The sequence below is a fragment of the Cryobacterium frigoriphilum genome, assembly GCF_004403305.1.
In the GTDB taxonomy this organism is placed as follows: domain Bacteria; phylum Actinomycetota; class Actinomycetes; order Actinomycetales; family Microbacteriaceae; genus Cryobacterium; species Cryobacterium frigoriphilum.
In genome coordinates this window covers 300509-324072 of sequence record NZ_SOHE01000053.1, presented here as the reverse complement: position 1 = coordinate 324072, position 23564 = coordinate 300509, and the positions used below count along the sequence as shown (strand labels likewise).

General features: G+C 68.1%; 22 protein-coding genes. 15 read left to right on the top strand and 7 right to left on the bottom strand.

Annotation, left to right across the window (positions count from 1 at the left end):
* The first annotated feature begins 10 nt into the window (after window positions 1-10).
* The 5 genes from mtrB (at window position 11) to secA (ending at window position 8079) form a co-directional block, all read left to right on the top strand.
* Window positions 11-1699, top strand: coding sequence for an MtrAB system histidine kinase MtrB (gene mtrB / locus E3T55_RS13270; protein ID WP_134520021.1), 1689 nt, complete (start codon window positions 11-13; stop codon window positions 1697-1699).
* Complete coding sequence (locus E3T55_RS13265; protein ID WP_134520020.1) at window positions 1692-3416, top strand: LpqB family beta-propeller domain-containing protein; 1725 nt, start codon at window positions 1692-1694, stop codon at window positions 3414-3416. The genes mtrB and E3T55_RS13265 overlap by 8 nt, the downstream gene beginning before the upstream one ends.
* A gap of 124 nt (window positions 3417-3540) precedes the next feature.
* Window positions 3541-4293, top strand: a complete 753-nt coding sequence (locus tag E3T55_RS13260; RefSeq protein WP_134520019.1) for a ComF family protein — start codon at window positions 3541-3543, stop codon at window positions 4291-4293.
* Between the two features lie 86 nt (window positions 4294-4379).
* Window positions 4380-5111, top strand: coding sequence for a ribosome hibernation-promoting factor, HPF/YfiA family (gene hpf, locus E3T55_RS13255; protein ID WP_134520018.1), 732 nt, complete (start codon window positions 4380-4382; stop codon window positions 5109-5111).
* A 154-nt stretch (window positions 5112-5265) separates the two neighbouring features.
* A complete protein-coding gene (gene secA / locus E3T55_RS13250; RefSeq protein WP_134520017.1) occupies window positions 5266-8079 on the top strand; it encodes a preprotein translocase subunit SecA in 2814 nt (937 codons plus the stop codon).
* A gap of 134 nt (window positions 8080-8213) precedes the next feature.
* On the opposite strand, the gene E3T55_RS20825 is transcribed toward secA, so the two are convergent.
* Window positions 8214-8786 (bottom strand): Rv3235 family protein, encoded by a 573-nt coding sequence (locus tag E3T55_RS20825; protein WP_241993049.1) that lies wholly within the window; start codon window positions 8784-8786, stop codon window positions 8214-8216.
* A gap of 209 nt (window positions 8787-8995) precedes the next feature.
* Here E3T55_RS20825 and E3T55_RS13240 point away from each other — a divergent pair, with 209 nt between their 5' ends.
* The gene (locus E3T55_RS13240) at window positions 8996-9592 is read left to right on the top strand and encodes a hypothetical protein (protein ID WP_134520016.1); all 597 of its coding nucleotides are present in this window, start codon (window positions 8996-8998) and stop codon (window positions 9590-9592) included.
* Window positions 9593-9605: 13 nt separating this feature from the next.
* On the opposite strand, the gene E3T55_RS13235 is transcribed toward E3T55_RS13240, so the two are convergent.
* Complete coding sequence (locus tag E3T55_RS13235; RefSeq protein WP_134520015.1) at window positions 9606-9914, bottom strand: helix-turn-helix domain-containing protein; 309 nt, start codon at window positions 9912-9914, stop codon at window positions 9606-9608.
* 166 nt (window positions 9915-10080) lie between these two features.
* Between E3T55_RS13235 and E3T55_RS13230 the strand changes: the two genes are divergently transcribed.
* The 6 genes from E3T55_RS13230 to E3T55_RS13205 all read left to right on the top strand — a co-directional run bounded on the left by E3T55_RS13230 (window position 10081) and on the right by E3T55_RS13205 (window position 16417).
* The gene (locus E3T55_RS13230) at window positions 10081-10713 is read left to right on the top strand and encodes a hypothetical protein (RefSeq protein ID WP_134520014.1); all 633 of its coding nucleotides are present in this window, start codon (window positions 10081-10083) and stop codon (window positions 10711-10713) included.
* A gap of 2 nt (window positions 10714-10715) precedes the next feature.
* Window positions 10716-11999, top strand: coding sequence for a CpaE/TadZ family protein (locus E3T55_RS13225; RefSeq protein ID WP_134520013.1), 1284 nt, complete (start codon window positions 10716-10718; stop codon window positions 11997-11999).
* Window positions 12000-12186: 187 nt separating this feature from the next.
* Window positions 12187-13167 carry an ABC transporter substrate-binding protein gene (locus E3T55_RS13220; protein WP_134520012.1) on the top strand — a complete coding sequence of 327 codons (981 nt, stop codon included), beginning with the start codon at window positions 12187-12189 and terminating at the stop codon, window positions 13165-13167.
* A gap of 6 nt (window positions 13168-13173) precedes the next feature.
* The gene (locus E3T55_RS13215) at window positions 13174-14001 is read left to right on the top strand and encodes an ABC transporter permease (protein ID WP_134520011.1); all 828 of its coding nucleotides are present in this window, start codon (window positions 13174-13176) and stop codon (window positions 13999-14001) included.
* A gap of 34 nt (window positions 14002-14035) precedes the next feature.
* Window positions 14036-14851, top strand: coding sequence for an ABC transporter ATP-binding protein (locus E3T55_RS13210; RefSeq protein ID WP_241993048.1), 816 nt, complete (start codon window positions 14036-14038; stop codon window positions 14849-14851).
* Window positions 14852-14923: 72 nt separating this feature from the next.
* Window positions 14924-16417 (top strand): sensor histidine kinase, encoded by a 1494-nt coding sequence (locus tag E3T55_RS13205; RefSeq protein WP_134520009.1) that lies wholly within the window; start codon window positions 14924-14926, stop codon window positions 16415-16417.
* A 464-nt stretch (window positions 16418-16881) separates the two neighbouring features.
* Here the strand turns inward: E3T55_RS13205 and E3T55_RS13200 are convergent, their stop codons facing one another.
* Window positions 16882-17130: a WhiB family transcriptional regulator gene (locus E3T55_RS13200; RefSeq protein WP_035837005.1), complete on the bottom strand. Its 249-nt coding sequence runs from the start codon at window positions 17128-17130 to the stop codon at window positions 16882-16884.
* Window positions 17131-17410: 280 nt separating this feature from the next.
* Here E3T55_RS13200 and E3T55_RS13195 point away from each other — a divergent pair, with 280 nt between their 5' ends.
* Window positions 17411-17875 carry a hypothetical protein gene (locus tag E3T55_RS13195; RefSeq protein WP_241993047.1) on the top strand — a complete coding sequence of 155 codons (465 nt, stop codon included), beginning with the start codon at window positions 17411-17413 and terminating at the stop codon, window positions 17873-17875.
* A 117-nt stretch (window positions 17876-17992) separates the two neighbouring features.
* Here E3T55_RS13195 and bcp read toward each other — a convergent pair whose 3' ends face one another.
* The 4 genes from bcp to aroA form a co-directional block, all read right to left on the bottom strand.
* Window positions 17993-18472, bottom strand: a complete 480-nt coding sequence (gene bcp / locus E3T55_RS13190; protein WP_134520008.1) for a thioredoxin-dependent thiol peroxidase — start codon at window positions 18470-18472, stop codon at window positions 17993-17995.
* 58 nt (window positions 18473-18530) lie between these two features.
* On the bottom strand, window positions 18531-19907 hold the full coding sequence (locus E3T55_RS13185) for a hypothetical protein (RefSeq protein WP_134520007.1): 1377 nt from the start codon (window positions 19905-19907) through the stop codon (window positions 18531-18533).
* An 89-nt stretch (window positions 19908-19996) separates the two neighbouring features.
* Window positions 19997-21100 (bottom strand): ribosome small subunit-dependent GTPase A, encoded by a 1104-nt coding sequence (gene rsgA, locus E3T55_RS13180; RefSeq protein WP_134520006.1) that lies wholly within the window; start codon window positions 21098-21100, stop codon window positions 19997-19999.
* The gene (gene aroA, locus E3T55_RS13175; protein WP_134520005.1) at window positions 21101-22459 is read right to left on the bottom strand and encodes a 3-phosphoshikimate 1-carboxyvinyltransferase; all 1359 of its coding nucleotides are present in this window, start codon (window positions 22457-22459) and stop codon (window positions 21101-21103) included. It lies immediately after the preceding gene.
* Between the two features lie 139 nt (window positions 22460-22598).
* On the opposite strand from aroA, the gene E3T55_RS13170 reads away from it, so the two are divergent.
* Both E3T55_RS13170 and E3T55_RS13165 read left to right on the top strand, forming a co-directional pair.
* Entirely contained in the window at window positions 22599-23246 is a 648-nt protein-coding gene (locus E3T55_RS13170) for a sigma-70 family RNA polymerase sigma factor (protein WP_134520063.1), read from the top strand.
* 6 nt (window positions 23247-23252) lie between these two features.
* Window positions 23253-23495: a zf-HC2 domain-containing protein gene (locus tag E3T55_RS13165; RefSeq protein ID WP_134520004.1), complete on the top strand. Its 243-nt coding sequence runs from the start codon at window positions 23253-23255 to the stop codon at window positions 23493-23495.
* Window positions 23496-23564: the final 69 nt, after the last annotated feature.

The following is a 23564-nucleotide window of genomic DNA, read 5'->3' as shown; positions in this document are numbered from 1 at the left end:
GGCGTCCCCGATGACCGTTGGCCCTGCCCGCACGGCTGCCGGCCCGGGTGGCTCCGCCCTGGTGCACCGGCACTGGCGGTTGTGGCCCGTGCGCCTCGGCAGTACCTGGCGTCGATCCCTGCAGTTTCGCACGGTGACGATTTCCGTGCTGCTGTCGGGGGCCGCGATCCTGCTCGTGGGCGTCTACATGTCCGTCAGCGTCGGCAACGACCTGTTCCAGTCGCGCCTCAGCCAGGTGCTGCTCGATTCCAACCGGGCCACGAGCGCGGCTCAGGGAATCCTCGATTCCTCCGACGCGGTCGACCGCGTGCAGGTGCAGACGCTGCTCGGTGCCGCCCGCACGTCGATCACCACGACATCGTCGAGCCAGATGATCGCCGTGTTGCGGGTACCGGGGCAGGAGTCGTCGACGGTCGCCCCGCAGGACTCGACCTTCGGCCTGTCGACCAACGTGATTTCCGATGACCTGCGCGATTCGGTGCAGCAGAACGTCGGCGAGCAGTTCTGGCAGTCCGTCACCCTGCTGACCGATGACGCCGAGCAGATTCCCGGCGTCGTCGTCGGCTCCCAGATCTCGGTTCCGGTTGCGGGTCGCTACGAGCTCTACATCGGCTACAGCCTCGAAGACTCCGCGGCGACGCTGCTGTTTGTGCAGCAGACCCTGGGCTTCGCCGGCCTCGCGCTGATCGCGCTGATCGGTGCGGTCACCTGGGTCGTGGTGCGGTTCGTCGTCACCCCCCTGCGGGTCGCGGCCGAGACGAGCCAGAAGCTGGCCTCCGGCGATCTCGCGGTGCGCATCCCGGAAAAGGGCGAGGACGTGATCGCGACCCTGGCGCGGTCGTTCAACGGCATGGCGGACAGCCTGCAGACCCAGATTCGCGAGCTTGCCGAGCTGTCGGTGGTGCAACAGCGCTTCGTGTCGGATGTCTCGCACGAGTTGCGCACGCCCCTCACCACCATCCGGCTCGCCGGAGACGTGCTCTTCGATCAGCGGGCCACCTTTCCTCCCGCGACGGGACGCACCGCCGAACTGTTGCACACCCAGGTCGAGCGCTTCGAACTGCTGTTGAGCGACCTGCTCGAGATCAGCCGGTATGACGCCGGCTCGGTCGAACTCGAGACCGAGCCGACCAACCTGGTGCACCTCGCCGAGGATGCCATCGACGGGCTGCGCTCTCTCGCCGAAGCCAAGGGCACGCAGTTGCAGCTCGTGGCGCCGGGCGGCTATCTGAACGCCGAGGTCGACCCCCGGCGCATCCGTCGCATCGTGCACAACCTGATCGGCAACGCCATTGAACACGGCGAGGGCAAGAACGTCGTCGTCTCGGTCGACAGCAACGGCACCGCCGTCGCGCTCGCCGTGCGCGACTACGGCATGGGCATGAGCCAGGCGACCGTGGCGCACGTCTTCGACCGGTTCTGGCGGGCCGACCCCTCGCGCCAGCGCACGCTCGGCGGCACCGGCCTCGGGCTCGCCATCGCCCGAGAAGACGCGGCCGCGCACGGCGGCTGGCTGCAGGTCTGGTCGAGTCCCGGCAACGGCTCCTGCTTTCGGCTGACGCTGCCGCGAACCGAGCTCGGTGCCCTCACGTCGTCACCGCTGCCGCTGCCGCCCGACGACGCCCCGCCCCCCACGGAACAGTTCGTGGCCATCATCGACCAGGCGCCCCGCCGGCGCTGGGGAGGACGCAATGCCTAGCCCGTCAGTGTGCCGCCCATCCGTACGCCGCGCATCCGTACGCCGCCGCGCGCTCGTCGCTCTCGTCGGCGTCGCCGCCCTGCTGCTCACCGCCTGTTCGGGCATTCCCCGAGACGGCGGCGTGCATGAGGGCCAGGCGGACATTCCCGGCGACGACCCGGCTCCCGTGTTTCTGCCGTCCGGCCCGCAGAACGATGCCGACATGGAGGCCATTCTGCGCGGCTTCATCGACGCCGCATCCAGCCCCGACAGCAACTACGACATCGCCAGGGAATACCTCACGCCCGCCTACAGCGAAGACTGGAACCCGGACACCGGGGTCACGGTCGACGACGTGACCGGTCGCTCATTCACGATGCTCGACGAGCAGACCATGCAGTTCTCCGTGCGCCCCGTCGCCGAGGTCGACGCGAGCGGCCAGTACCGCGAAATCGACTCGAACGAGCCGGTTCCGCTGCCGTACAGCTTCGTGCTGGTCGGTGGCCAGTGGCGCATCAGCTCGGCACCCAACGGCACGGTGATCGACGAGACGACCTTCAGCGATGTGTTCAGCGAACAGGCCCTGTACTACTTCGATCCGGGCTTCACCTGGCTCGTGCCCGACCTGCGCTGGTTTCCGCGGGGTGCGTCGGCGCCGACGAAGATCGTGCGGGCCGTTCTGGCCGGTCCCAGCTCCTGGCTGGGTACCGCGGTGACGACGGCGTTTCCGCAGGGCACCGCGCTGACCGCGGATGCGGTGCGGGTCGTCGGTCGTGACGCCCAGGTCGATCTCAACAGCCAGGCGCTCGGCGCCGACCGCGTCGCCCTGCAACGCATGAAGGCCCAGCTGACCGCGAGTCTTCCGGCCGGCACGAGCGTGACGATCACGATCGATCAGAACTCCCAGGACATCGGCGAGCTGGGGGACAACGCCCCCATCGTCAATCCCCGCGTCGATGCCCGGGCACTGATCCTGCGCAACGGGGAGTTCGGGCTGCTCGCCGCGAGCGGTGACGCCGTCAGCCCGCTGACACAGCTCTCGAACGCCGTGGTGGCCCTCAACCCGACGTCGGTGACGGTCGCGGCCGGGCATACTCGAGCCGCGGTCCTGAGCGCCGCCGGGGTCTACATCGTCACCGCGGGAGAAGAGCCGCTGCTCGTCGATTCCCGCGCCGCACTCATTGCGCCGTCGATCGACAGCGACGGCTTCGTGTGGAGTGTGCCGGCCGGGAACCCGAACGAGATCGTCGTCTACGACCGGTCGGGTGCGGCGACATCGATCGAGTCGCCCTGGCCGGAGGCCACCGCGATCTCGGCGCTCAAGGTCTCCCGCGACGGCACCCGGCTCGTGGCGCTGCTGCGCACCGCAACCGAGACCCGATTCGTCGTCACCGCCATCGAACGCAACGACTCGGCTCCGGTGGCCCTGGGAGCGCCCCTGCTGCTGGCCACGAACGACGGCGTGCCGCTCGACGCCACCTGGATCGACGAACTCACCGTGGCCTCGCTCGGCCGGCTGCCGAGCGGTGAGGAACGCATCCTGGCCCAGCGCATCGGTGGTGAGAGCCTCGATCTTGACGCCCCGGCCGACACTGTCACGATCGTCGGCAGCAATTCCGTGCGGGACCTGCGGGCGCTGACCTCTGACGGAAGCCTCACGGTGCAGCGCGGCTTGGGCTGGCAGGAGCGTCTCGACGGGGTCGGCCTGCTCGCGACCCAGCAGGGCATCGGCGGGTAGGCACCGGCGGCCAGGTCGGGGGCAGCAGGCCGCGCATCCCTCCACAGGCCGGCCGCCGCGGCGAGGTGTGCACCGATCGGCCCGTGGGCGTGGCGATCGTGCCGTTCGGGTGCACGCTGGCCGCATGCGCCGTGACCCCGCCCCCGAAACCCCCGCCCCCGAAACCCCCGCCTCCGAAACCCCCGCCCGGCGCGCCCTGCTGGACGCCTGGGCCGTGCTCGCCCCGACCCAGTGCAGCGGCTGCGGCGCCCCCGACCGAGCGCTCTGCGCGGCCTGCCGCCTGAGCCTCGGTGCCCGGCCGCACACCTGCTGCCGGGGCGACCAGACGGTCTGGGCTGCCCTGGACTATTCCGGCGTCGTGCGCCGGGTGCTCGGCAATTTCAAGGACGGCGGGCGAACGGATGCCGCGGCCGCGCTCGCCGTGCCGCTGCGGCAGGCCATCGCCGCGGCCCTCGCCGGTCTCGACGTGGCCTCGCGTGCCCAGCCGGCAGCGGATGTGCACCTCGTCACGATTCCGTCGGCCGCCGCCGCGTTTCGGGCCAGGGGCTACCACCCGGTCGAACTACTGCTGCGCCACGCCGGGCTTGTTGCCACGCCGGTTCTCGACCTTGCTCTGACCACCACCGATCAGGTCGGCCTCGGCCGCGAGGAGCGGGCGCGCAACAAGACCGGCTCCCTGCGGGCACGCTACGGCCTGGCGAACTTTCGGTGCCTCATCGTCGATGACATCCTGACCACCGGCGCGACCGTGCTCGAGGCGCGACGCGCCGTGCGTGCCGCGGGCGGCGAAGTTCTCGGCGTCGCGACACTGGCGGAAACACGCCGCAGGTACCCGACGCGAGACGTTCACACGAAACCGGTTGACAAAATGCTGTGACTTATCCGGTGGGCCCGGCTACGGTTGTCTTATCGGCGCGCAATGATCGCCCAGTCTCGGGCGTTCCGCCAGATCTGGAGGTCGTCATGGAAACTAACATTGTCGGACGCAACCTAGGGATCACTGATCGTTTCCGCGAGTACGCGACGGAGAAGGCCGAGAAAATCGCCGGACTCGCCGACAAGGCCCTCGCACTGGAAATCAAGGTCAGCCGGCACCACGAAAAGAATGGTGCCGCCTCCGGTAACGACCGGGTGGAGCTCACACTCATCGGCAAGGGTCCGCTCGTGCGGGCCGAAGCCGACGGCTCAGACAAGTACGCCGCCTTCGATGTAGCGCTCGGTCGGCTGCTCGAGCGGGTTCGTCGGGCCAAGGACCGCAAGAAGGTGCACCGCGGCGGCGCCCACCGCCCCACCTCGCTGCACGACGCATCCGCTGTCGGCTTCACCGTCGTGGACATCACCCCCGCAACGGGGGAGACGATGGAACGGGTACGTACCGGCACGATTCCGATCGTGCCCGTCGCGACCGCTGAGGAGGCGACCGTGACCGATCTCGATGAGGAGTACTGCCCGGTCGTGATTCGTCGCAAGGTCTTCGCGTCGGCGCCGATGACGGTGGACGACGCCCTGTACTTCATGGAACTGGTCGGGCACGATTTCTACCTGTTCCAGGACTCGGAGACGAAGCGTCCCAGCGTGGTCTACCGCCGCAAGGGCTGGGACTACGGCGTGATCGAACTCGACGACAACGCGGAGGAGCTGCAGGAAGCGGCCACCGTCGCGCGGGAGCGCACCCACGCGGGCAACTCGCGCTGATCACACCTGATGATCACACACACTGATCATCAGGGTGTGACCAAGTAGCATTGTTATAGTTGCTGGCTACGTCGGCGCGCGGGTCTCAACGGCCCGCGCGTCCGGCCGGACGACAGGCGCAGACACGCGCCGTGACGACTAGTGGAGAACATCCGTGGCCTCAATTCTGGAAAAGGTTCTTCGTGTGGGCGAGGGGCGCGTGCTGCGCCGCCTCGAGAACTACGCGAAGGCCATCAATGCGCTGGAAGAAGACTTCAGCCAGCTCACCGACGAGGAGCTGAAGAACGAAACCGTGCAGCTGCGCGAACGCTACTCGGCCGGGGAGTCGCTTGACGATCTGCTGCCGGAGGCCTTCGCCGCCGTGCGTGAGGCCTCGAAGCGCACCCTCGGGCTGCGTCACTTCGACGTTCAGCTCATGGGCGGGGCGGCCCTGCATCTGGGCAACATCGCCGAGATGAAGACCGGTGAGGGCAAGACCCTCGTCGCGACGACCGCCGCCTACCTGAACGCGATCACGAGTCGCGGGGTGCACGTGATCACGGTCAACGACTATCTCGCGAGCTACCAGAGTGAGCTCATGGGCCGCGTCTTCCGTGCCCTCGGCATGACGACCGGTTGCATCGTCAGCGGTCAGACCCCGGCGCAGCGTAAGGAACAGTACGCCTGCGACATCACCTACGGCACGAACAACGAGTTCGGCTTCGACTACCTGCGCGACAACATGGCGTGGCAGACCACCGACATGGTGCAGCGCGGCCACTACTTCGCGATCGTCGACGAGGTCGACTCGATCCTCATCGACGAGGCACGCACCCCGCTCATCATCTCCGGTCCCGCCTCCGGCGAGGCCAACCGCTGGTTCAACGAGTTCGCGAGCCTCGCCAAGCGCCTGGTTTCCGACGAAGACTTCGAGGTCGACGAGAAGAAGCGCACCATCGGTGTGCTCGAACCCGGCATCGAAAAGGTCGAGGACTACCTCGGCATCGACAACCTCTACGAATCGGCCAACACCCCGCTGATCTCGTTCCTGAACAACGCCATCAAGGCCAATGCCCTGTTCAAGAAGGACAAGGACTACGTCGTCATGAACGGCGAGGTGCTCATCGTCGACGAGCACACCGGCCGCATCCTCATGGGCCGCCGCTACAACGAGGGCATCCACCAGGCGATCGAGGCCAAGGAGGGCGTGGCGGTCAAGGCCGAGAACCAGACCCTCGCCACGGTCACCCTGCAGAACTATTTCCGCCTGTACTCGAAGATCTCCGGCATGACCGGTACCGCCGAGACCGAGGCCGCCGAGTTCATGAGCACCTACAAGCTCGGTGTGGTGTCGATCCCGACCAACAAGCCGATGAAGCGCATCGACCAGTCCGACCTCATCTACAAGAACGAAGAGGCCAAGTTCAACCAGGTGGTCGAGGACATCGTCGAGCGTCACGAGAACGGCCAGCCCGTGCTCGTGGGTACGACGAGCGTCGAGAAGAGCGAGTACCTCTCGCGGCTGCTCGCCAAGAAGGGCGTGCGCCACGAGGTGCTCAACGCCAAGAACCACGCCAGGGAGGCCGCGATCGTGGCCCAGGCCGGGCGCCTCGGCTCGGTCACCGTCGCCACCAACATGGCCGGCCGTGGCACCGACGTGATGCTCGGCGGCAACGCCGAATTTCTCGCCGTCGCCGAGATGAACGCCAAGGGCCTCAGCCCGGTCGAAACCCCCGACGAGTACGAGTCCGCGTGGGACGACGTCTTCGCCGGGGTCAAGGCCAAGGTCAACGAGGAAGCCGAGAAGGTCATCGACGCCGGCGGACTCTACGTGCTCGGCACCGAACGCCACGAGTCCCGCCGCATCGACAACCAGCTGCGCGGACGCAGCGGCCGTCAGGGCGACCCGGGCGAGAGCCGCTTCTACCTGTCGCTGACCGACGACCTGATGCGCCTGTTCAACGCCGGTGCCGCCGAGAGCCTCATGGGTCGTCAGGGCGTGCCCGACGACATGGCGATCGAATCGAAGGTCGTGAGCCGCGCCATCCGCAGCGCCCAGGCCCAGGTCGAGGGCCGTAACGCCGAGATCCGCAAGAACGTGCTCAAGTATGACGACGTGCTGAACCGTCAGCGCGAGGCCATCTACGGTGACCGCCGCCACATTCTCGAGGGCGACGACCTGCACGAACGCACCCAGAAGTTTCTCGAAGACGTCATCGACGAGGTGCTCGACGTGCACACCGGCGAGGGCAACGGCGACGACTGGGACTTCGATGCCCTCTGGACCGAACTGCGCACCCTATACCCGGTCGGCATCACGATCGACGAGGTCGTCTCCGAGGCCGGGGAGCGTGGCCGCATCAACCGCGACTTCATGCGCCGCGAGATCCTCTCCGACGCCAAGGTCGCCTACCAGCACCGTGAAGAGTCGCTCGGTTCACCCGCGATGCGCGAACTCGAGCGCCGTGTCGTCTTGTCGGTCATCGACCGTCGCTGGCGAGACCACCTCTACGAGATGGACTACCTGAAAGACGGAATCGGCCTGCGCGCGATGGCCCAGCGCGACCCGCTCGTGGAGTACCAGCGCGAGGGATTCGCCATGTTCCAGCAGATGATGGGACAGATTCGCGAGGAGACCGTCGGGTTCCTGTTCAACCTTGACGTCGAGGTGACGCAGGGCGCGGGAGCCGTCGCCGGCCCCGTCGTCGCGGCGAAGGGCCTGGCTCCGGCCGCGAACGGTGCGGAAAAGCTCAGCTACACGGCCCCGAGCGACTCGGGCGGAGTCGAGGTGCGTAACCAGCGCGGTCAGATTCAGCAGGCAGCGACCGACCGTGCCCGCCGGGCCGCCACCACGGTCGCCGCCCCGGAGCAGGCCGATGCTGCGGCAGCGGATGCCCCCGGCCGCGGTGCCTTCGGCCAGAAGGGCGTGGCGTCTGCCCCCGCCGCTCCGGTCAACCGTGCGGAGCGTCGCGCCGCGCCGAAGAAGTAACAGCCAGCCAGCAGCAGTCACACACGCCCAGCACCCCGGATCATCGGGGCCGCTGGGCGTGTTGTGTGCAAGGCCGCACGGGCCAGCCACACCGCGGGCCAGCTACATCAGGGGCCAGCTATATCAGGGGCCGGCTACATGACGTTGATGGCGCTCGCCCGCCAACGATCGCCCCGGCCCTCCAGCCGCACGGCCACGGCCCTCGTGCGCACCCGGCTGTGCAGAATTACCACCGCCTCGATGACCCCCTCATTCGGTTCCGTCACGATGACCCGATCCACGATGATGGTCGGCATGACGGCCGCACGCTTGGTCACCGCCCGCGCTCGGCTCGCGAGCACCACCCGCTTCAACAGCCGCCGATACGCGCCGTCGCTCAGCCATCGTGCGAGTTGTTCCGGCTCCCTGGCCCCGGCCATCGTCTCCAGATAGCCGCGGGCCAGGTTGATCAGCAGCGGTTCCGGATCGGGCCGAAGCGAGAACGGCGCGGGTCGTTCACTGCGCAGTGCTGCCGCCGAACCGGCCGCTGCCGGGTAGCCCTGTGCTGCCCGATAGCCCTGTACTGCCGGGTGGGACGGTGCTGGCGGGCGAGACTGTGCTGCCGGGCGAGACTGTGCTGCTGGGCGAGACGGTGTTGCCTGTGCTGGCGGGCGAGACGGTGCTGCCGAGCTGTTCTGTGTTCCGGAGTCTTCGAACGGGCGGGTCATGATTTCTCCGATGTCCGTGGCGTACTAGCTGAAGGGAGCTGGAGGAGGAGCCGTGGAACCGTGCTCGAACGAGTGCCACTCATCTTGGGGTGCACGTCGACACTTAACCATCGAGAGCACAGTCTGTCGAGGGCTTTTACAACATGTGCACAACTCGCGAATTGTGGAAAACTCGAGCGGACCTCGCTCAGGGCGAGTAGTTTCGGCGTGTGCGCTGGGACAATCTGTTCGATGACCTCGAAGGGCAGCTCGAGTACGAGCGTGATGCCGAAGACTCCAACCTGCGCGCCGAAGAAGAGCGACTGCGGCTGGGGCGGCTCGCGCTGCGCGGGCGTCTGGTCAGCATTGTGGCCTCCGAGGCCACCGGGGTGGTCAGGGTCGTGCTGGTGTCTGGCGACCGACTCACGCTGCGGCCGAACGCCTTCGGGCGCGACTGGGTCGCGGGGGATCTGCTGGGCGCATCGACCGGTGCCCAGTGCGTGGTGCCGATGGCCGCGATCGCCGGTGTGCTCCTGCAGCCGCCGCAGGTCGAGGGATCCCTCGAGCCGGAGGCGGAGTCATCCGCACGGCTGTCGGACCGTATCGGGCTGCCGTTCGTGCTGCGTGACCTCTGTCGGCGCCGCACCAACATCGAGGTGCAGACCGGCACCGAACGCCTGCACGGCACCATCGACCGGGTCGGGCGCGATCACCTCGACCTCGCGGTGCACGACGTCGGCACGGTCAGGCGCGCCGGCGACGTGCACGAGGTGCGCATCCTGCCGCTGGCACACATCGTGCTGGTGAAGCTGGGCCGCCAGGGCTGACCCGCACCCGCAGTCAGTCGTCGCCGGGGCTGCTGTTCTTGTCGGGACGCAGGATGCGCCCACCCGACAGCTCGACGATGTCGCTGAAATCGGACTGCTGCCAGAGCGCCATCCGTCTGGCCTCCTCGTACTTAGCCTCGATATACGACTCGAGCACAATCCGTTCCACGCGCCAGGCGCCGGCGGTGCCGATGCGGATTGCCGGGAGCTCGTTTGAACGCACCAGATCGAGTGCCTCGGCCGCGGAAATCGACAGTACCTCTGCGACGTCGCCGAGGGTCAGAAATCTGCCCACGGCTGCTGAGTGCCCGGAATCGGTCATGCTCGTATTATGCGTCGGCCGGTCCATTTCGACCAGACGCAAAAAACTGCCTGTGGATAACTTCCCCGCGACGCGCACTTCCCCGCCAGTATGTACCGACGGCATCCGCCGGGCGCTGAATCGGCGCTTTCTCTCACGCAGGCGAGCACACAGGCGAGGTAGCCGCATGACGAACCCGGGCACGAGCACACGCAAACGATTCTGGTTCGATCCGCGCTTCACGCTCGGGCTCGTGCTCGTCGTCGCATCCGTCGCCGGTGTGGCCGCGATCGTTGTGCGCGCCGAGCGCACGACCGCCGTGTACGCGGCCGCGGAGGCCCTGACCGTTGGCGACCGAATCCATGCCGCCGACCTCACGCGGCGCGACGTGCGGCTCGACGGCGCGGCCGACCTGTACCTGACGCCGGCGCTGCTGCCGGCCGAGGGAGTGCTGGTGACCCGCACCGTGGTCGCCGGCGAGCTCGTACCGGCATCCGCGGTCGGCAGCGTGAAGGGCGAACTGTTCACGAGCCTCGTGGTGACGCTGCGCGGCCTGCTCGCGCAGTCGGTCACGGCCGGATCGGTCGTCGACGTCTGGGCCGCCGTGAAATCAGATAGCTCCCGGTATGCACCACCGGGCATTCTGGTGTCCGCCGCCACGGTGGTTCGGGTCGTCGAACAGAACGGAATCCTGACCACCACGGATGCCCCGATGGTCGAGATCTTGGTGCCCAAGAATGCCGTGTCGACCGTTCTGGAAGCGATCGCAAACGATGATGCCGTCTCGATCGTCGCCGTCAACACCGATGTGGAGCGCTGACCGTGGCGACGCTCGCCCTCGCCCTCGACCGCCGTACCGAAGATCGGCTGCTGGCCGACATCGTCGAGTACGGCCACACCGTGGTCGCCAGGGCCGACGCCGCCCAGGCCCTCTTGCAGGCCCTCTGCCGCGCCGACGACCCGATCAGACCCGAGATCGTGATCGTGCGGGCACGCCGCACGCTGCTGACCCCCGAACTGATCGCGGCCTGTGACGAGCGGGGCATCCGGGTCCTGGCGCTGGCGTCGGGGGCGCAGGATCGTCGAAATGCGGCGGCGCTCGGCCTCTACGAGGTGCTCGATGAAAGCACGGCCTGGCCGCAGATCGAGGCGGTGTTACGGGCCGGGGTCGTCGTTCCGCCTCGAGTGGGTGGGCCGCAACGCTCGGCCGCGCTGCCGGGCACCGTCATCACGGTCTGGGGGCCGGCCGGAGCACCGGGACGTACCACGCTCGCGATCAACATCGCGGCCGAGATCGCGGCGGCCGGTCACACCGTGGTGCTCGCCGACGTGGACACCTACAGCGGCTCGATAGCCCCGAGCCTCGGCATGCTCGACGAGGCACCGGGATTCGCGGCGGCCTGTCGGCTGGCGGGCTCTGACAGCCTCACGCCGGCCGAGCTGGAGCGCATTGCGCAGCGGTACAACTCCCCGCGGGGTGCGTTCTGGGTGTTGACCGGCCTGGGGCGGCCGTCGCGATGGCCCGAGCTGTCTGCTGAACGCGTCACCCGCACGATTGACGCCCTGCGGCACTTCGCGGATTACACGGTCATCGATGCGGGCTTCAACCTCGAGAGTGACGAGGAGATTTCGAGCGACCTGTTCGCTCCGCGGCGCAACGCGGCAACCTTGACGGCGTTGAAGTCCGCTGACCATGTGGTCGCCTGCGGAGTCGCCGATCCGGTCGGGCTCGCGCGATTTCTGCGGGCCTGGGTGGAGCTCACCGAGGTCGTCGCCGACGCCCGGGTGAGTGTCGTGATGAACCGGGTGCGGGCGAGCGCGATCGGCCTCAATCCGCACGGCCAGGTCGTGGCGGCGCTGCGGCGCTTCGGCGCCATCGACGATCCCGTGCTGGTGCCGCACGATCAGGCCGGCACGGATGCCGCGGTGCTGACCGGGCGCACCCTGCGCGATGCCGCGCCGAAGTCGCCGGCGCGAGCGAGCATCCGTCGTTTCGTGCAGGCGCAACTGTTGCGGCCGACGACGCCGACGGCGCAGGTGGCGCGCACGCGTTCGCTCGGCTGGCGGCGTGTCTTCGCGGTGCGCGCGAATGCCGCGCGAACTTAATATCCGACGGTTGCGGTGACCGTGCGCGGCTCAGATCGCCGCGAGAGCCGCGCCGTGACCATGCCGTGACCTGCACGAAACGTGCCTGAAATGTGACCGTCATCTTCACGAAACCCGATCGACACAATCGCTAACCTGGCTAGGTATCGTTTTGACACGGCCGCGGGCGCTGCCCGAGACTGCGGATATGAATCCGCTCCGTACCCGCCTGCTGGTCGCTTCCTCGCTCGTCGCCGTCTCTCTGTTCTCGCTGAGCGGATGCGCCGCCAGCACGACCGGCGCTGACGCCCAGGCCGCCGATGGCGCCAGCACGGTCACCATCGGCACCCTGCGGGGCCAGCCGCACTTCTACCAGCCGTTTCTCTACGAAGATTTCGCGGCCGACGGGGTCACCTACGAGGTCGTCACCCTCGACACCACGCCCGCCCTGAATGACGCCCTGATCAGCGGTGCCGTCGACTTCGCCATCACCGGCGTCACCCCCACGATCTCCTCGATCGCGCAGGGCCGCGAACTCAAGATCGTGGCGTCGGCCGCCGACGGCGGCAGCGGATTCATCGGCAACGACAGCATCGACACCCTCGACGACCTCGTCGGCAAGACCGTCGGCTACATTCAGGGCAGCGCCCAGGAGGTCGTGATGCGGCTGATTCTGGCCGACGCCGGCATCGATCCCGACGACCTCGACCTCGTGGTGGTGCCCGTGCCCGACATGGCGAGCGCCTTCGCCACCGGCAGCGTCGACGCCTTTTTCGGGGTCGAGATCGGGGCATCCATCGCCCTGCAGAACGGTGGCCACGAACTCGCCGACGTCTACGACACCCCGGTCGGCAAGGTCAACATCGGCCTCGTGACGACGCAGGAACTGATCGACTCCGACCCCGAACTCGTGCAGAGTGTCGTCGACACCCACAGCGACACGATCGACTACATGGTGGCGAACCAGACCGAGTGGCTCACCGAGATGGTGGACACCTTCGGCGGCGACCAGGCCGTGCTCGAGTCGGCCCTCGACAACTTCTGGATGCGCGCCGACCTGCCCGTCGAGTACCAGGACCAGCTCGCCGTGCTCGCCACCGAGATGCTCGGGCTTGGCCTGATCGAGGCAGCGCCGACGGTCGCCGACCTGGTCGACACCACGTTCGCCGAGAACATCCCGACCGCGTAAGCCGGCATGTCAACCCGCACTCGGGCGCCCGGCCAGGGCCTCACGCGCACGGTTCTGCTCGGTATCCCGGTGCCGGTGCTCGTCGTCGTGCTCTGGCATTTCGGGGTCACCCACCAGTGGGAGCTGCTCTTCGGTATCCGGATGGGGTTTCTGCCCTACCCCGCCGACGTCGCGGTGAGCCTGTGGGACTTCGCCTTCGGCGGGCTGCGCAACGATGCCTTCAGCGGTGAGCTGTGGGTCAACCTCGGGGCGAGCCTGGGCCGGGTCGGGGCCGGCTTCGCGCTCGCCGCGGTGCTGGCGATTCCGCTCGGCATCTTCATGGGCCGGTTCTACGTTGTCAACTCGCTGTTCGACGCTCTCATCAACCTGCTGCGGCCCATCCCCGCGACGGCGTGGGTGCCGCTCGTCGCCCTGCTGATCGGCATCGGCGACCAGGCGACGATCTTTCTCATCACCCTGTCCGCCTTCTTCCCGATCGTTCTCGGCACGATCAGCGGCGCCCGTCAGGTGCCGCCACGCCTCATCGAGGGCGCCCAGATGCTCGGCAGCAACCCGCTGCGCATCCTGTATCAGGTCGTGGTTCCCGCATCCGCCCCCGCGATCATCAACGGGCTGCGCATCGGTCTCGGGCTCGCCTGGGTCGTGCTCGTGCTCGGCGAGACCGTCGGCGTCCGGGTCGGCCTCGGCGCCACGATCAGCCTCGCCCGCGACATCGTGCGCACCGACCTGATCGTGGTCGGCATGATCTGCATCGGACTGGCCGGCTACCTCTCCGACCGACTGCTGGTCTGGCTGTTTCAGCTCGCGTTTCGCGGGCGCCCGCTGATGAAGTGAGAGCGAGCCAACGATGAGAGAGAGTGAGTCCACCGTGAGCACTGCCGCCGCCGCGACCCTGAGCCGCCCCGAACGCCAGTCCGACATCGGCATCTCCGGCCTGTCCAAGAGCTACGGGCTGCCCGGTCACGAAGTCATGGCGATGAACGACGTGACCCTCGACGTTGCGTCGGGGGAATTCGTCGCGATCGTCGGCGCGAGCGGATGCGGCAAGAGCACGCTCCTGCGCATCCTCGCCGGCTTCGAGAAGCCCAGCACCGGAACCGTGTTGGTGGCAGGCGCCCCGGTCACCGGCCCCGGCTCCGACCGTGGCGTGGTGTTTCAGGACTACGGTCTCTTTCCCTGGCTGACCGTGCGGGAGAACGTCGCCTACGGGCCGCGGCAGCACGGTGTCGGCCGCCGCGATGCCCGCCGGGCGGCCGACCACTTTCTCGAGCTGGTGGGGCTGACGCGCTCGGCCAGCAAGTTTCCCGGCCAACTCTCCGGTGGGATGCAACAGCGGGTGGCGATCGCACGGGTACTCGCCAACGACCCCGCCGTGCTGCTGATGGACGAACCCTTCGGGGCCCTGGACGCACTCACCCGCACCGAGCTGCAGACCGAGCTGCGTCGCATCCATCGGGCCAACGCGGCCACGATCGTGTTCGTGACGCACAGCATCGAGGAGGCCGTCTACCTCGCCGACCGTGTCGTCGTGATGACCGGGGGAGCGGCGCACGGCGTGCCGGGGCACATCCGCCAGATCGTACCCGTGAATCTGGGCGACGACCGGGATCCGTCGTCGCTCGAATTCAACGCCGTGAAGCGGATGATCGCAGACCTGGTGCATGAGGGCAGCGACCACGTCTGAGCGGCTCGGGTCACGAGTCGCGGTGGGGCGGCGCGCTCGGGGGGCTGCGGGGCGTCCCGTAGGCTACAGGATGTGTCGACTCTCAGTGATCTCGTACTAGCCCAGGGCCGCAGCACCGCCGAAGACGTCGACTGGCTGCACATGCTCGTCGCCGACGGCCAGCTGCTCGCCGACCTCGCCTTCGCCGACATCGTCGTGTGGGTGCCGAGCGAAAGCGGCAGCTTCGTCGCCGTCGCGCACGCGCGCCCGTCGAGTGCCGCCACGCTGTTCTACCGCGACTTCGTCGGTCAGAACATCAAGGTGGAGTGGCGCCAGCAGGTCACCCAGGCCTTTGACACCGCCAAGATCGTCGACACCACGGCGCCCGACTGGTACGAGGAGACTCCGACCCGCGTGCGCGCCATCCCGGTGCTGCGTCGCCTGAGCTCCGCCGGTTCCCAGGTCGCCGAGGTGCCCGTGGCGGTACTGACCCGGCACACCAACCTGAGTGAGGCGCGCACCCCCAGCCGCCAGGAACTCACCTTCAACGACTGTGCGAACGACCTGTTCGACATGATCGCCTCGGGTGACTTTCCCGACCTCGGAGCCCCGACCGGCCCGCGCCGAGGCGCCCCGCGCGCCTCGGACGGCCTCATCCGGCTCGACGTCGACGGGGTCACCACCTTCGCGAGCCCCAACGCCCTCTCCGCGTTCAACCGCATGGGCTTCCCCGATGAGCTCGAAGGCGAGTCCCTCGCCGAGGTGACGACCGGTCTGCTCACCGGCACCGCCGTCGTCGACGAATCGCTGCCGCTCGTGGTCACCGGACGTGCCCCGTGGCGCACCGACATTGAGGCTCGCGGAGTGACGGTGTCGCTGCGGGCGATTCCGATTCGCAACCGCGGACAGCGCACCGGAGCCATCGTGCTCTCCCGTGACGTCACGGAACTGCGCCATCAGGAACGTGAACTCATCACCAAGGACGCGACCATTCGGGAGATTCACCACCGGGTGAAGAACAACCTGCAGACGGTCGCCTCGCTGCTGCGCATCCAGGCCAGGCGCACCCACTCCGACACCGCTCGCGAGGCGCTCACCCAGGCCATGCGTCGGGTCGCGGCAATCGCTGTTGTGCACGATACCCTCTCCGAAGGCCTCAGCCAGATCGTCGACTTCGACGCGGTCTTTGAACGGGTGCTGCTGCTGACCGTCGAGGTCGCCTCGGCCCACAACACGACCGTGCATCCGAAGTCGTCCGGCAGCTTCGGCACCCTGCCGAGTGCCTACGCGACCCCCCTCGCGCTCGTGCTCACCGAACTCGTCACCAACGCCGTCGAGCACGGTCTCGCCGGGCGTGAGGGCGAGGTCTCGATCGAGGCACACCGCAGCGCCGAGACCCTCACCGTGCTCGTGCGCGACACCGGAGCGGGCCTGCCGGAGGGCAAGGTCGGCTCGGGCCTCGGTACCCAGATCGTGCGCACCCTGATCCAGGGGGAACTCGGCGGCACCATCGACTGGCACACCATGATGGGCAGCGGCACCGAGGTCACGATCGAGATTCCGTTGCGCTTCATGCAGGAAGGCTAGCGCCAGGGCCGAGCACGGCATCCGCTCGACGCCGCCTGACGGGCATGTCCTCGTTCACGCGGGCAGCGGATGCTGGCCCCCGGTTATTGCGAACCGGTCGCCGGCCCGGGATGAGTGGCAGCGATGCTTGCAGCGTGCTCAGCGACGACGCACGGCGCAAGTCCCGCGTAGCGGCGCAGCACCCGCGGAGCGGGGGTGTCGGGGCTGGCCTGATGCGTTGCGCGGGTAGTGCGCCGCTGCGCGGGTGGCACGCCTACCGCGCAGCGGCGCAGCACCCGCGCACCTCGGGGAGAGGCCGTGGGTGGGGTGGCGCAGGACCCGCGCAGGGGCACGAGTCCCGGGCTCACCCCGCGTGGCGCGGCCTGGTGCGTGGCTCTGAGTGATGGATGCCGACGCCCGGGTACCAAAAAACCAGCCGGCGCCGGCCCGAACGGGCTGGCAGCGACTGGCTACAGGGTGCGGTGCTAGGAGGCGCGGCGGGCGCGGGCGGCGCGGCGCTTGAGGGCACGACGCTCGTCTTCGCTGAGGCCGCCCCAGACTCCGGAGTCCTGACCGGTCTCGAGCGCGTACTGCAGGCACACCTCGGTGACGTTGCAGCGGGCGCAGACGGACTTTGCCTTTTCGATCTGGTCCACAGCGGGACCGGTGTTGCCGACCGGGAAGAAGAGCTCGGGGTCTGCGGTCAAGCAGGCAGCTTTGTCGCGCCAGTCCATTGAATTGCTCCTTTATTGCGTGGGGTGCACGGCCGAATGGCCAGAGTTGCGGGGCCCGGTCGGAGGAAAAAACCGTGTGGATCGGCGCACGAAGAAGCCACTGCAACGACAGCGGCCTGTGTTGTCAACAGTTGTGGCTGTTAACGGATGATAAACAGAGTCCGTGTGGCTGTAGTGGCTGTGCTGGTGATCTGCTCACGTCCCTGTGAGCGTCAACCGGGCTATGAATATAGTCCCATAATAGAAGAATCAAATCAATAGTTTTGTATGGGATTTCTCTGTGAACAGCCAGTCATCCGGCGACGCCGACGCCGGTTCCGCGGCCCCCGCGCCTCGTAGTGGGTTTGGCCTGCGCATTGTCACCGCTATTCTGTGGCTCGAAGCGCTGCTGCTGTGGGGCGTGACGGCCTGGCTCGTGATTGAGCTGCTCACCGAAACGCCGACCTCGCTCGGCGGGGCTTTCGCCCTTCTCGGTCTCTCGGCCCTCGCCGCGCTGTGGGTCAGCTTCATCGCGTTCAACCTGCCGCGTCGCCGGTCCTGGACCCGTGGCGGCGCGCTGACCTGGCAACTCGTGCAGATCATGGTTGCCATCGGAGCGTTCCAGGGGGTCTACGCCCGACCCGACGTGGGCTGGGCGCTGCTGGCTCCGTCGCTGCTCGTGATCGGGTTGCTGTTCACCCGCGCGGTGGTCGCGGCGACGAGTCCGGTTGCGCTGTACCCAGACGAACCCGACGACCGGGACTGAAGCCCGTTCCGCGCAAAACCCATTCGGACCCGCCGCGCGGAGCGTCAGTGTTTCATCCGCGCCCCATCCGCGCCCCGCACGTGCCCTGCCAGCGCCCGCACGGCGCCGGGCCGCGCCTCAGGCGTCGATGCCGAGTTTCCTGCGCAGGCTCGCGACATGGCCCGTGGCCTTCACGTTGTACAGGGCGAGCTGCACGAGTCCGGCCTCATCGATGACGAAGGTTGACCGCAGTACCCCGGTCACGACCTTGCCGTAGAGGTTCTTCTCGCCCCAGGCGCCGTAGGCCTTGTGCACGTCGAGGGCGGTGTCGCTCAGCAGCGGAAAGTTGACCGCGTCGAGCTCCTGAAACTGCTTGAGCTTGGCGGGGCTGTCCTTGGACAGTCCGAGCACCTGATATCCGGCCGAGGCGAGAGACCCGAGGTTGTCGCGAAAATCACACGCCTGCTTCGTGCAACCGGGCGTCATCGCGGCCGGGTAGAAATACACCACGACCTTCGTGCCCGCGTAATCGGCAAGCGAGACGGATGCCCCGTCCTGGTCGGTCAGGGTGAACTGGGGGGCCGTGTCGCCGGCCGCAAGCCGTAGTGAATCCGTCATGACTCCACGCTAGCCGCTCGTGCAGCGGATGCTCAGCCGGGGCCGGAGACCGGGCCGCTCAGCCGGAGATGACGCAGACCGACTCGGCGCTGATCGACAGGCCCTCCGCGGTGCCGCGGAGGGTCAGCCTCCGCAGGCTGTCCGAGGCGTCGGTATTCGACGGATCCCGCGGGGTATAGATGTCGGTGCCCATCCCCCGGTCGGTGGCATCAAAACCCTGCCGATTCCACGACCGCGCGACGGCGTCGAAGGGCGCTTGCGCGCTGTCGGTGATCTCGAAGATCGGCAGCAGCACAGAACCAGAGACGTGCTCGCCCGTCCCGGCGTCGCAGGCGGTGAGGGCCACGGCCGCCGTGCCGCGGATGCCGGCCGTGTCGCCCGCTGCGTCGAGAAGTTCGGTCACCCGCAGCAGATCCGATTGCAGCCGCCGTGACGCCGCTTCCGGGGCTAATGCCACGACGCCGGGAGAGGCTTCGGGGATCGCGTCGCCGGGGGCGGTCTCCGTCGCTTCGGGCTCGGGCTGCGGGGCCTCGAGGGCGTCGTCGGGCTCCGGCGAGCCCAGCGCCAGACCGAGGAAACCGGTCCGCTCGAAGATGTGCTCGTTCGTCGCGTCGGCGTTCGGGGCGAACACGGAGAACGATGCCCGGGGCTCGCCCGCCGCCTGCGCGGGCTCGAGGCCCGTGAGAAGTTGCGTGATCGTGCGTGCGCTCTGCGGTGAGTCGGCCTGTACCCGCAGGGTCGGCCGCCAGGTGTCGCCAGTGAAATTGTCAGGTTGTCCGTCGTAGGCCAGGTCGTCAACGTGGGTCTCGGCCGCAAGCTCGCCCAGGACCTCCGCGAGGCCGGAGGAGGGAAAGGTGGTCGACGCGGTCACGCTGCTCGTGGTGCCCGAGGGGGCCCGCGCCGCCAGTGTCACGGCCGCCAGCGCACCAGTGCCGAATTGCGGGAGCGTTCGCAGTTCGGTGATCGCGGCGCTCAGCGCATCCGGGGACGTCACCGTGACGGTCGCCGACGGTGCGCTGTCCGCCACCCTGACCGTACTGGCCTGCTCGAGGTGCCGCAGCGTCAGGGCCGCGTCGGCCAGCTCCCCGGCCGTTTCCTGAGCCGCCGTGCTGGCCATCTCGCGGGTCGTCATCCCCACCGCCTCGCTCGGATGGAGAACGAGCGCAGTGTCGGCGTCCGTGTCGGTGGCCGGTAACCGCACGATTGCCGTTGCGTCCACGCTCGCTCGAGCGGATGCGACGTGGCCCGCGACCGTTTCGGCCAGCGAACCGAAGTCGGCGGCATCCGCTTCGGTCGTCACCTCGATGGACGCGGTCCAGAAGTCGTTCAGGGCGGCAAATGCCGAGTGCTCGAGCGGTGAGACGTCCGCCCTCACCGACCTCACGCCGGCGGTCGCGCGGATCGCGTCGACGGCGTCGTCAACCGCGGTGGTCACGGATTCGGGCGCCGTAGGAACCAGCAGACTGCACCCGGCGAGCACGACGGCCAGCGCGAGACACGCCGCGAGGCGAGCGAGGCGGCGGATCAGCGGGCCGGGGCGAAGGTCGCGAGCAGTCGCTGCAGGGAATCCAGTCGTACCCGCCCGATCTCGCCGAGTTCCTCGGCCTCGACCGCCTCGATGATCGCGCAGTCCGGTGAGGCCGGCAGGTGGGTGCAGCCGCGCGGGCAGCGCTCAGCGATGGTCGCGAGGTCGGTGAAGGCCTTCAGGATGTTGTCGGTGTTGATGTGCCCCAGGCCGAAGGATCGCACGCCGGGAGTGTCGATGACCCAGCCCTTGCCGGCATCCGTTTCGAGGCGCAGTGACACCGTCGACGATGAGGTGTGGCGGCCGCGCCCGGTGACCGTGTTGACGACACCGATGGCGCGATTGGTGCCGGGGACCAGGGCGTTGACGAGGGTGGACTTGCCGACCCCGGAGTGGCCGACGAAGACGGTGTCGTGGCCGACCAGGGCCGCCGAGATCTGGTCGAGCGGAATGTGGTCCTCGCGGCTCTGAAACACCGGCAGGTCGAGGCCGGCGAAGTTGCTGAGAAACTCGGCGGGGTCGGCGAGGTCGGTCTTGGTGATGCAGAGGATGGGGGAGACCCCGGCGTCGTAGGCGGCCACCAGATAGCGGTCGACGAGGCGGATGCGGGGCTCCGGGTTGGCCGCGGCGACGACGATGAGCATCTGGTCGGCGTTGGCGACGATCACCCGTTCGACGGCGTCGGTGTCGTCGGCGCTGCGCCGCAGCAGGGTGCGGCGGTCGACGATGCGCACGATGCGGGCGAGGGTGCCCTCGTCGCCGGTGGTGTTGCCGACGATGTCGACCTGGTCGCCGTTCACGACGGCCTTCTTGCGCAGTTCGCTCGCCCGAGCTGCGGTCACCCGGTGCTCGGTGGCCAGATTCTCGTCGAGCAATACCGTGTAGCGGCCCCGGTCGACGGTGAGGATACGCCCGGTCAGCGCGTTCTCGTGCTGCGGCCGGGTCTTCGAGCGCGGCTTGGTACCCTTGCGCCCCGCACGCACGCGCACGTCGGACTCGTCGTACTGCGGTTCGTCATCGTCGGGTGTCGACCACCAGGCGTCGGCCTGTTCGTCGGTGTCACTCGACGGCAGATGGCGTTTCGGCAGCTCGTGCGCCGGCATCTAGGGGGTGGCCTCGGGCAGCAGGGCGTGCCACAGCTCGGGAAACTGGGGGAGGGTCTTGGCGGTCGTGGCGATGTTCTCCACGAGCACCCCGGCAACCGCGAGGCCGATGAGTGCGCCGGTCGTGGCCATCCGGTGGTCGTCGTAGCTGTGCCATTCACCGCCCGTGAGGGGCTGCGGCACGATGTGCAGGCCATCGGGCAGCTCGGTCACGTTGCCGCCGAGGCCGTTGATCTCGGTCGCGAGGGCCTCGAGCCGGTTGGACTCGTGGTGCCGCAGATGCCCGATTCCGGTGATCGTGCTCGGCGAATCGGCGAGGGCGGCCAGTGCCACGAGCGTCGGGGCAAGCTCGCCGCCGGTCGAGAGGTCCAGTTCGACACCATGGATGCCGCTGCCCCCGGTCACCGTGAGGCGATCGTTTTCGAGGGTGACGGTCGCGCCGAACAGGGGCAACAGGGTTGCGAGGTCGGCGCCGACCTGGGTTGTGCTGGTCGGCCAACCCGCGATGGTGACGCTGCCGCCGGCGACGAGTGCGGCGGCGAGAAACGGGGCCGCGTTCGAGAGGTCAGGTTCGATGTCGACCTCGGCGCCGGCGATCGGGCCGGGTTCGACGATCCATTCGCCCACGGCCGGGCTCGTGACGGTGACACCGCGGGCGGCGAGGGTGGCAATCGTCATCTCGATGTGCGGCAGGCTCGGCAGACGCTCACCGGAGTGGTGCAGGTGCAGGCCCTCGTCGAAGCGGGCGGCGGCCAGCAGCAGTCCGGAGACGAACTGGCTCGAGGCGCCGGCGTCGATCGTGACGTCGCCGCCGGTGACGGCTCCGCGGCCGTGCACGGTGAAGGGCAGGGCGCGGCGGCCGTCGTCGTTGATGTCGGCTCCGAGGTCGCGCAGGGCGGTGATCATCGTCGACATCGGGCGGCGGCGGGCGCCCGCATCGCCGTCAAAGGTCGTCGGTCCGAGGGCGAGGGCGGCGAGCGGCGGCAGAAAACGCATGACGGTTCCGGCGAGGCCGCAATCGACTGTCGTGGAGCCGAGCAGTTCACCGGGGGTGATCCTGAGGTCGGCGCCGAAAGCGCCGTTGCCGTCAACGGCCTCGATGGTGGTGCCCATCTGACGCAGCGCGTCGACCATCAGGTCGCTGTCGCGGGAGTGCAGCGGGGCGCGCAGCAGCGACGGTTCGCTGGCGAGTGCCGAGAGCACGAGCTCACGATTGGTGAGCGACTTCGATCCCGGAAGGGAGACGGTGCAGGTCAAGGCACCGGATGCCGTGGGAGCTGGCCACCAGGCATCCGCTTCGAGCGGCACATTGTCGCCGTAAGGATCGAACTCCGGCTTGGAATATCTCGAGATCAACATCGGTTATCAGAATAGTCGAAGCAAATGATCTTAGGGAGGTCTTCTCATGGCTGCAGCACTCTTGGAGCGACCGCTCATGGTTGCGCCTCACGGAATCCGTTCGGGCAGTATCGAGTTGCGCGGCTTAGAATTGCCGGTGATGACAACAGATACACCGAGTCCCGATCAGGCGAATGTGGACAAGGCAACACCCGAGGCCGCAGCGACGCTGACCCGCGACCTGTTCGAAGAGCAGGCGATGCCGTTTATCGACCAGCTTTATGCTGCGGCGATGCGCATGACGCGCAACCCGTCCGACGCGCAGGATCTCGTGCAGGAGACCTTTGTCAAGGCCTTCGCCGCGTTCGCGCAGTTCGAGCAGGGAACCAACCTCAAGGCGTGGCTGTACCGGATTCTCACGAACACCTTCATCAACGCTTACCGCAAAAAGCAGCGCGAGCCCTATCAGGGCACGATTGACGATCTCGAAGACTGGCAGATGGGCGGCGCCGAATCGACGACCGCCATGTCCGGCCGGTCGGCCGAGGCCGAAGCGATCGATCACCTGCCCGACAGCGCCGTGAAAGACGCACTGCAGTCGATTCCCGAAGATTTTCGCCTCGCGGTGTATTTTGCCGACGTGGAGGGCTTCTCCTATCAGGAGATCGCTGAAATCATGAAAACACCTATTGGCACCGTGATGAGCCGCCTGCACCGAGGCCGTCGGCTCCTTCGCGATCTGCTGGCCGGATACGCGCAGGAGCGCGGACTCGGCCAGTCAGCTGGCCAGAACAACTCTGGGAGCTAGAGACCTATGACCGATTGCGGATGCACCAAAGCCAAAGCCGAACTCGAGGAATACCTGCACCACGAACTCTGCGGAGCCGATGCCGCCGACATTCAGGCGCACCTGGCCGGGTGTGAGGACTGCGCCACCGAACACCTCGTCGGCCGCACGTTGACGGAAGCGGTGCAGCGGGCGTGTAAAGAGACCGCCCCCGAGGACCTGCGCGACCAGGTGCTCGCGCGTCTGCGCGCCCTGCAGTCCGCCCACTAGCCGTCTCGGCCCGCGCAGCGGACGAGCAAGTGGGGTCGGTTGGCGATGCGCGGGTGGTGCGCCGCTGCG

Coding starts and splice junctions, on each gene's coding strand:
- bcp (WP_134520008.1), bottom strand. CDS start 18,472: ATGACGGATTCACTACGGCTTGCGGCCGGCGACACGGCCCCCCAGTTC.
- E3T55_RS20825 (WP_241993049.1), bottom strand. CDS start 8,786: ATGACCCGCCCGTTCGAAGACTCCGGAACACAGAACAGCTCGGCAGCA.
- rsgA (WP_134520006.1), bottom strand. CDS start 21,100: ATGCCGGCGCACGAGCTGCCGAAACGCCATCTGCCGTCGAGTGACACC.
- E3T55_RS13265 (WP_134520020.1), top strand. CDS start 1,692: ATGCCTAGCCCGTCAGTGTGCCGCCCATCCGTACGCCGCGCATCCGTA.
- E3T55_RS13260 (WP_134520019.1), top strand. CDS start 3,541: ATGCGCCGTGACCCCGCCCCCGAAACCCCCGCCCCCGAAACCCCCGCC.
- E3T55_RS13215 (WP_134520011.1), top strand. CDS start 13,174: ATGTCAACCCGCACTCGGGCGCCCGGCCAGGGCCTCACGCGCACGGTT.
- E3T55_RS13235 (WP_134520015.1), bottom strand. CDS start 9,914: ATGACCGATTCCGGGCACTCAGCAGCCGTGGGCAGATTTCTGACCCTC.
- E3T55_RS13230 (WP_134520014.1), top strand. CDS start 10,081: ATGACGAACCCGGGCACGAGCACACGCAAACGATTCTGGTTCGATCCG.
- E3T55_RS13170 (WP_134520063.1), top strand. CDS start 22,599: ATGACAACAGATACACCGAGTCCCGATCAGGCGAATGTGGACAAGGCA.
- aroA (WP_134520005.1), bottom strand. CDS start 22,459: ATGTTGATCTCGAGATATTCCAAGCCGGAGTTCGATCCTTACGGCGAC.
- E3T55_RS13220 (WP_134520012.1), top strand. CDS start 12,187: ATGAATCCGCTCCGTACCCGCCTGCTGGTCGCTTCCTCGCTCGTCGCC.
- mtrB (WP_134520021.1), top strand. CDS start 11: ATGACCGTTGGCCCTGCCCGCACGGCTGCCGGCCCGGGTGGCTCCGCC.
- E3T55_RS13200 (WP_035837005.1), bottom strand. CDS start 17,130: ATGGACTGGCGCGACAAAGCTGCCTGCTTGACCGCAGACCCCGAGCTC.
- E3T55_RS13165 (WP_134520004.1), top strand. CDS start 23,253: ATGACCGATTGCGGATGCACCAAAGCCAAAGCCGAACTCGAGGAATAC.
- hpf (WP_134520018.1), top strand. CDS start 4,380: ATGGAAACTAACATTGTCGGACGCAACCTAGGGATCACTGATCGTTTC.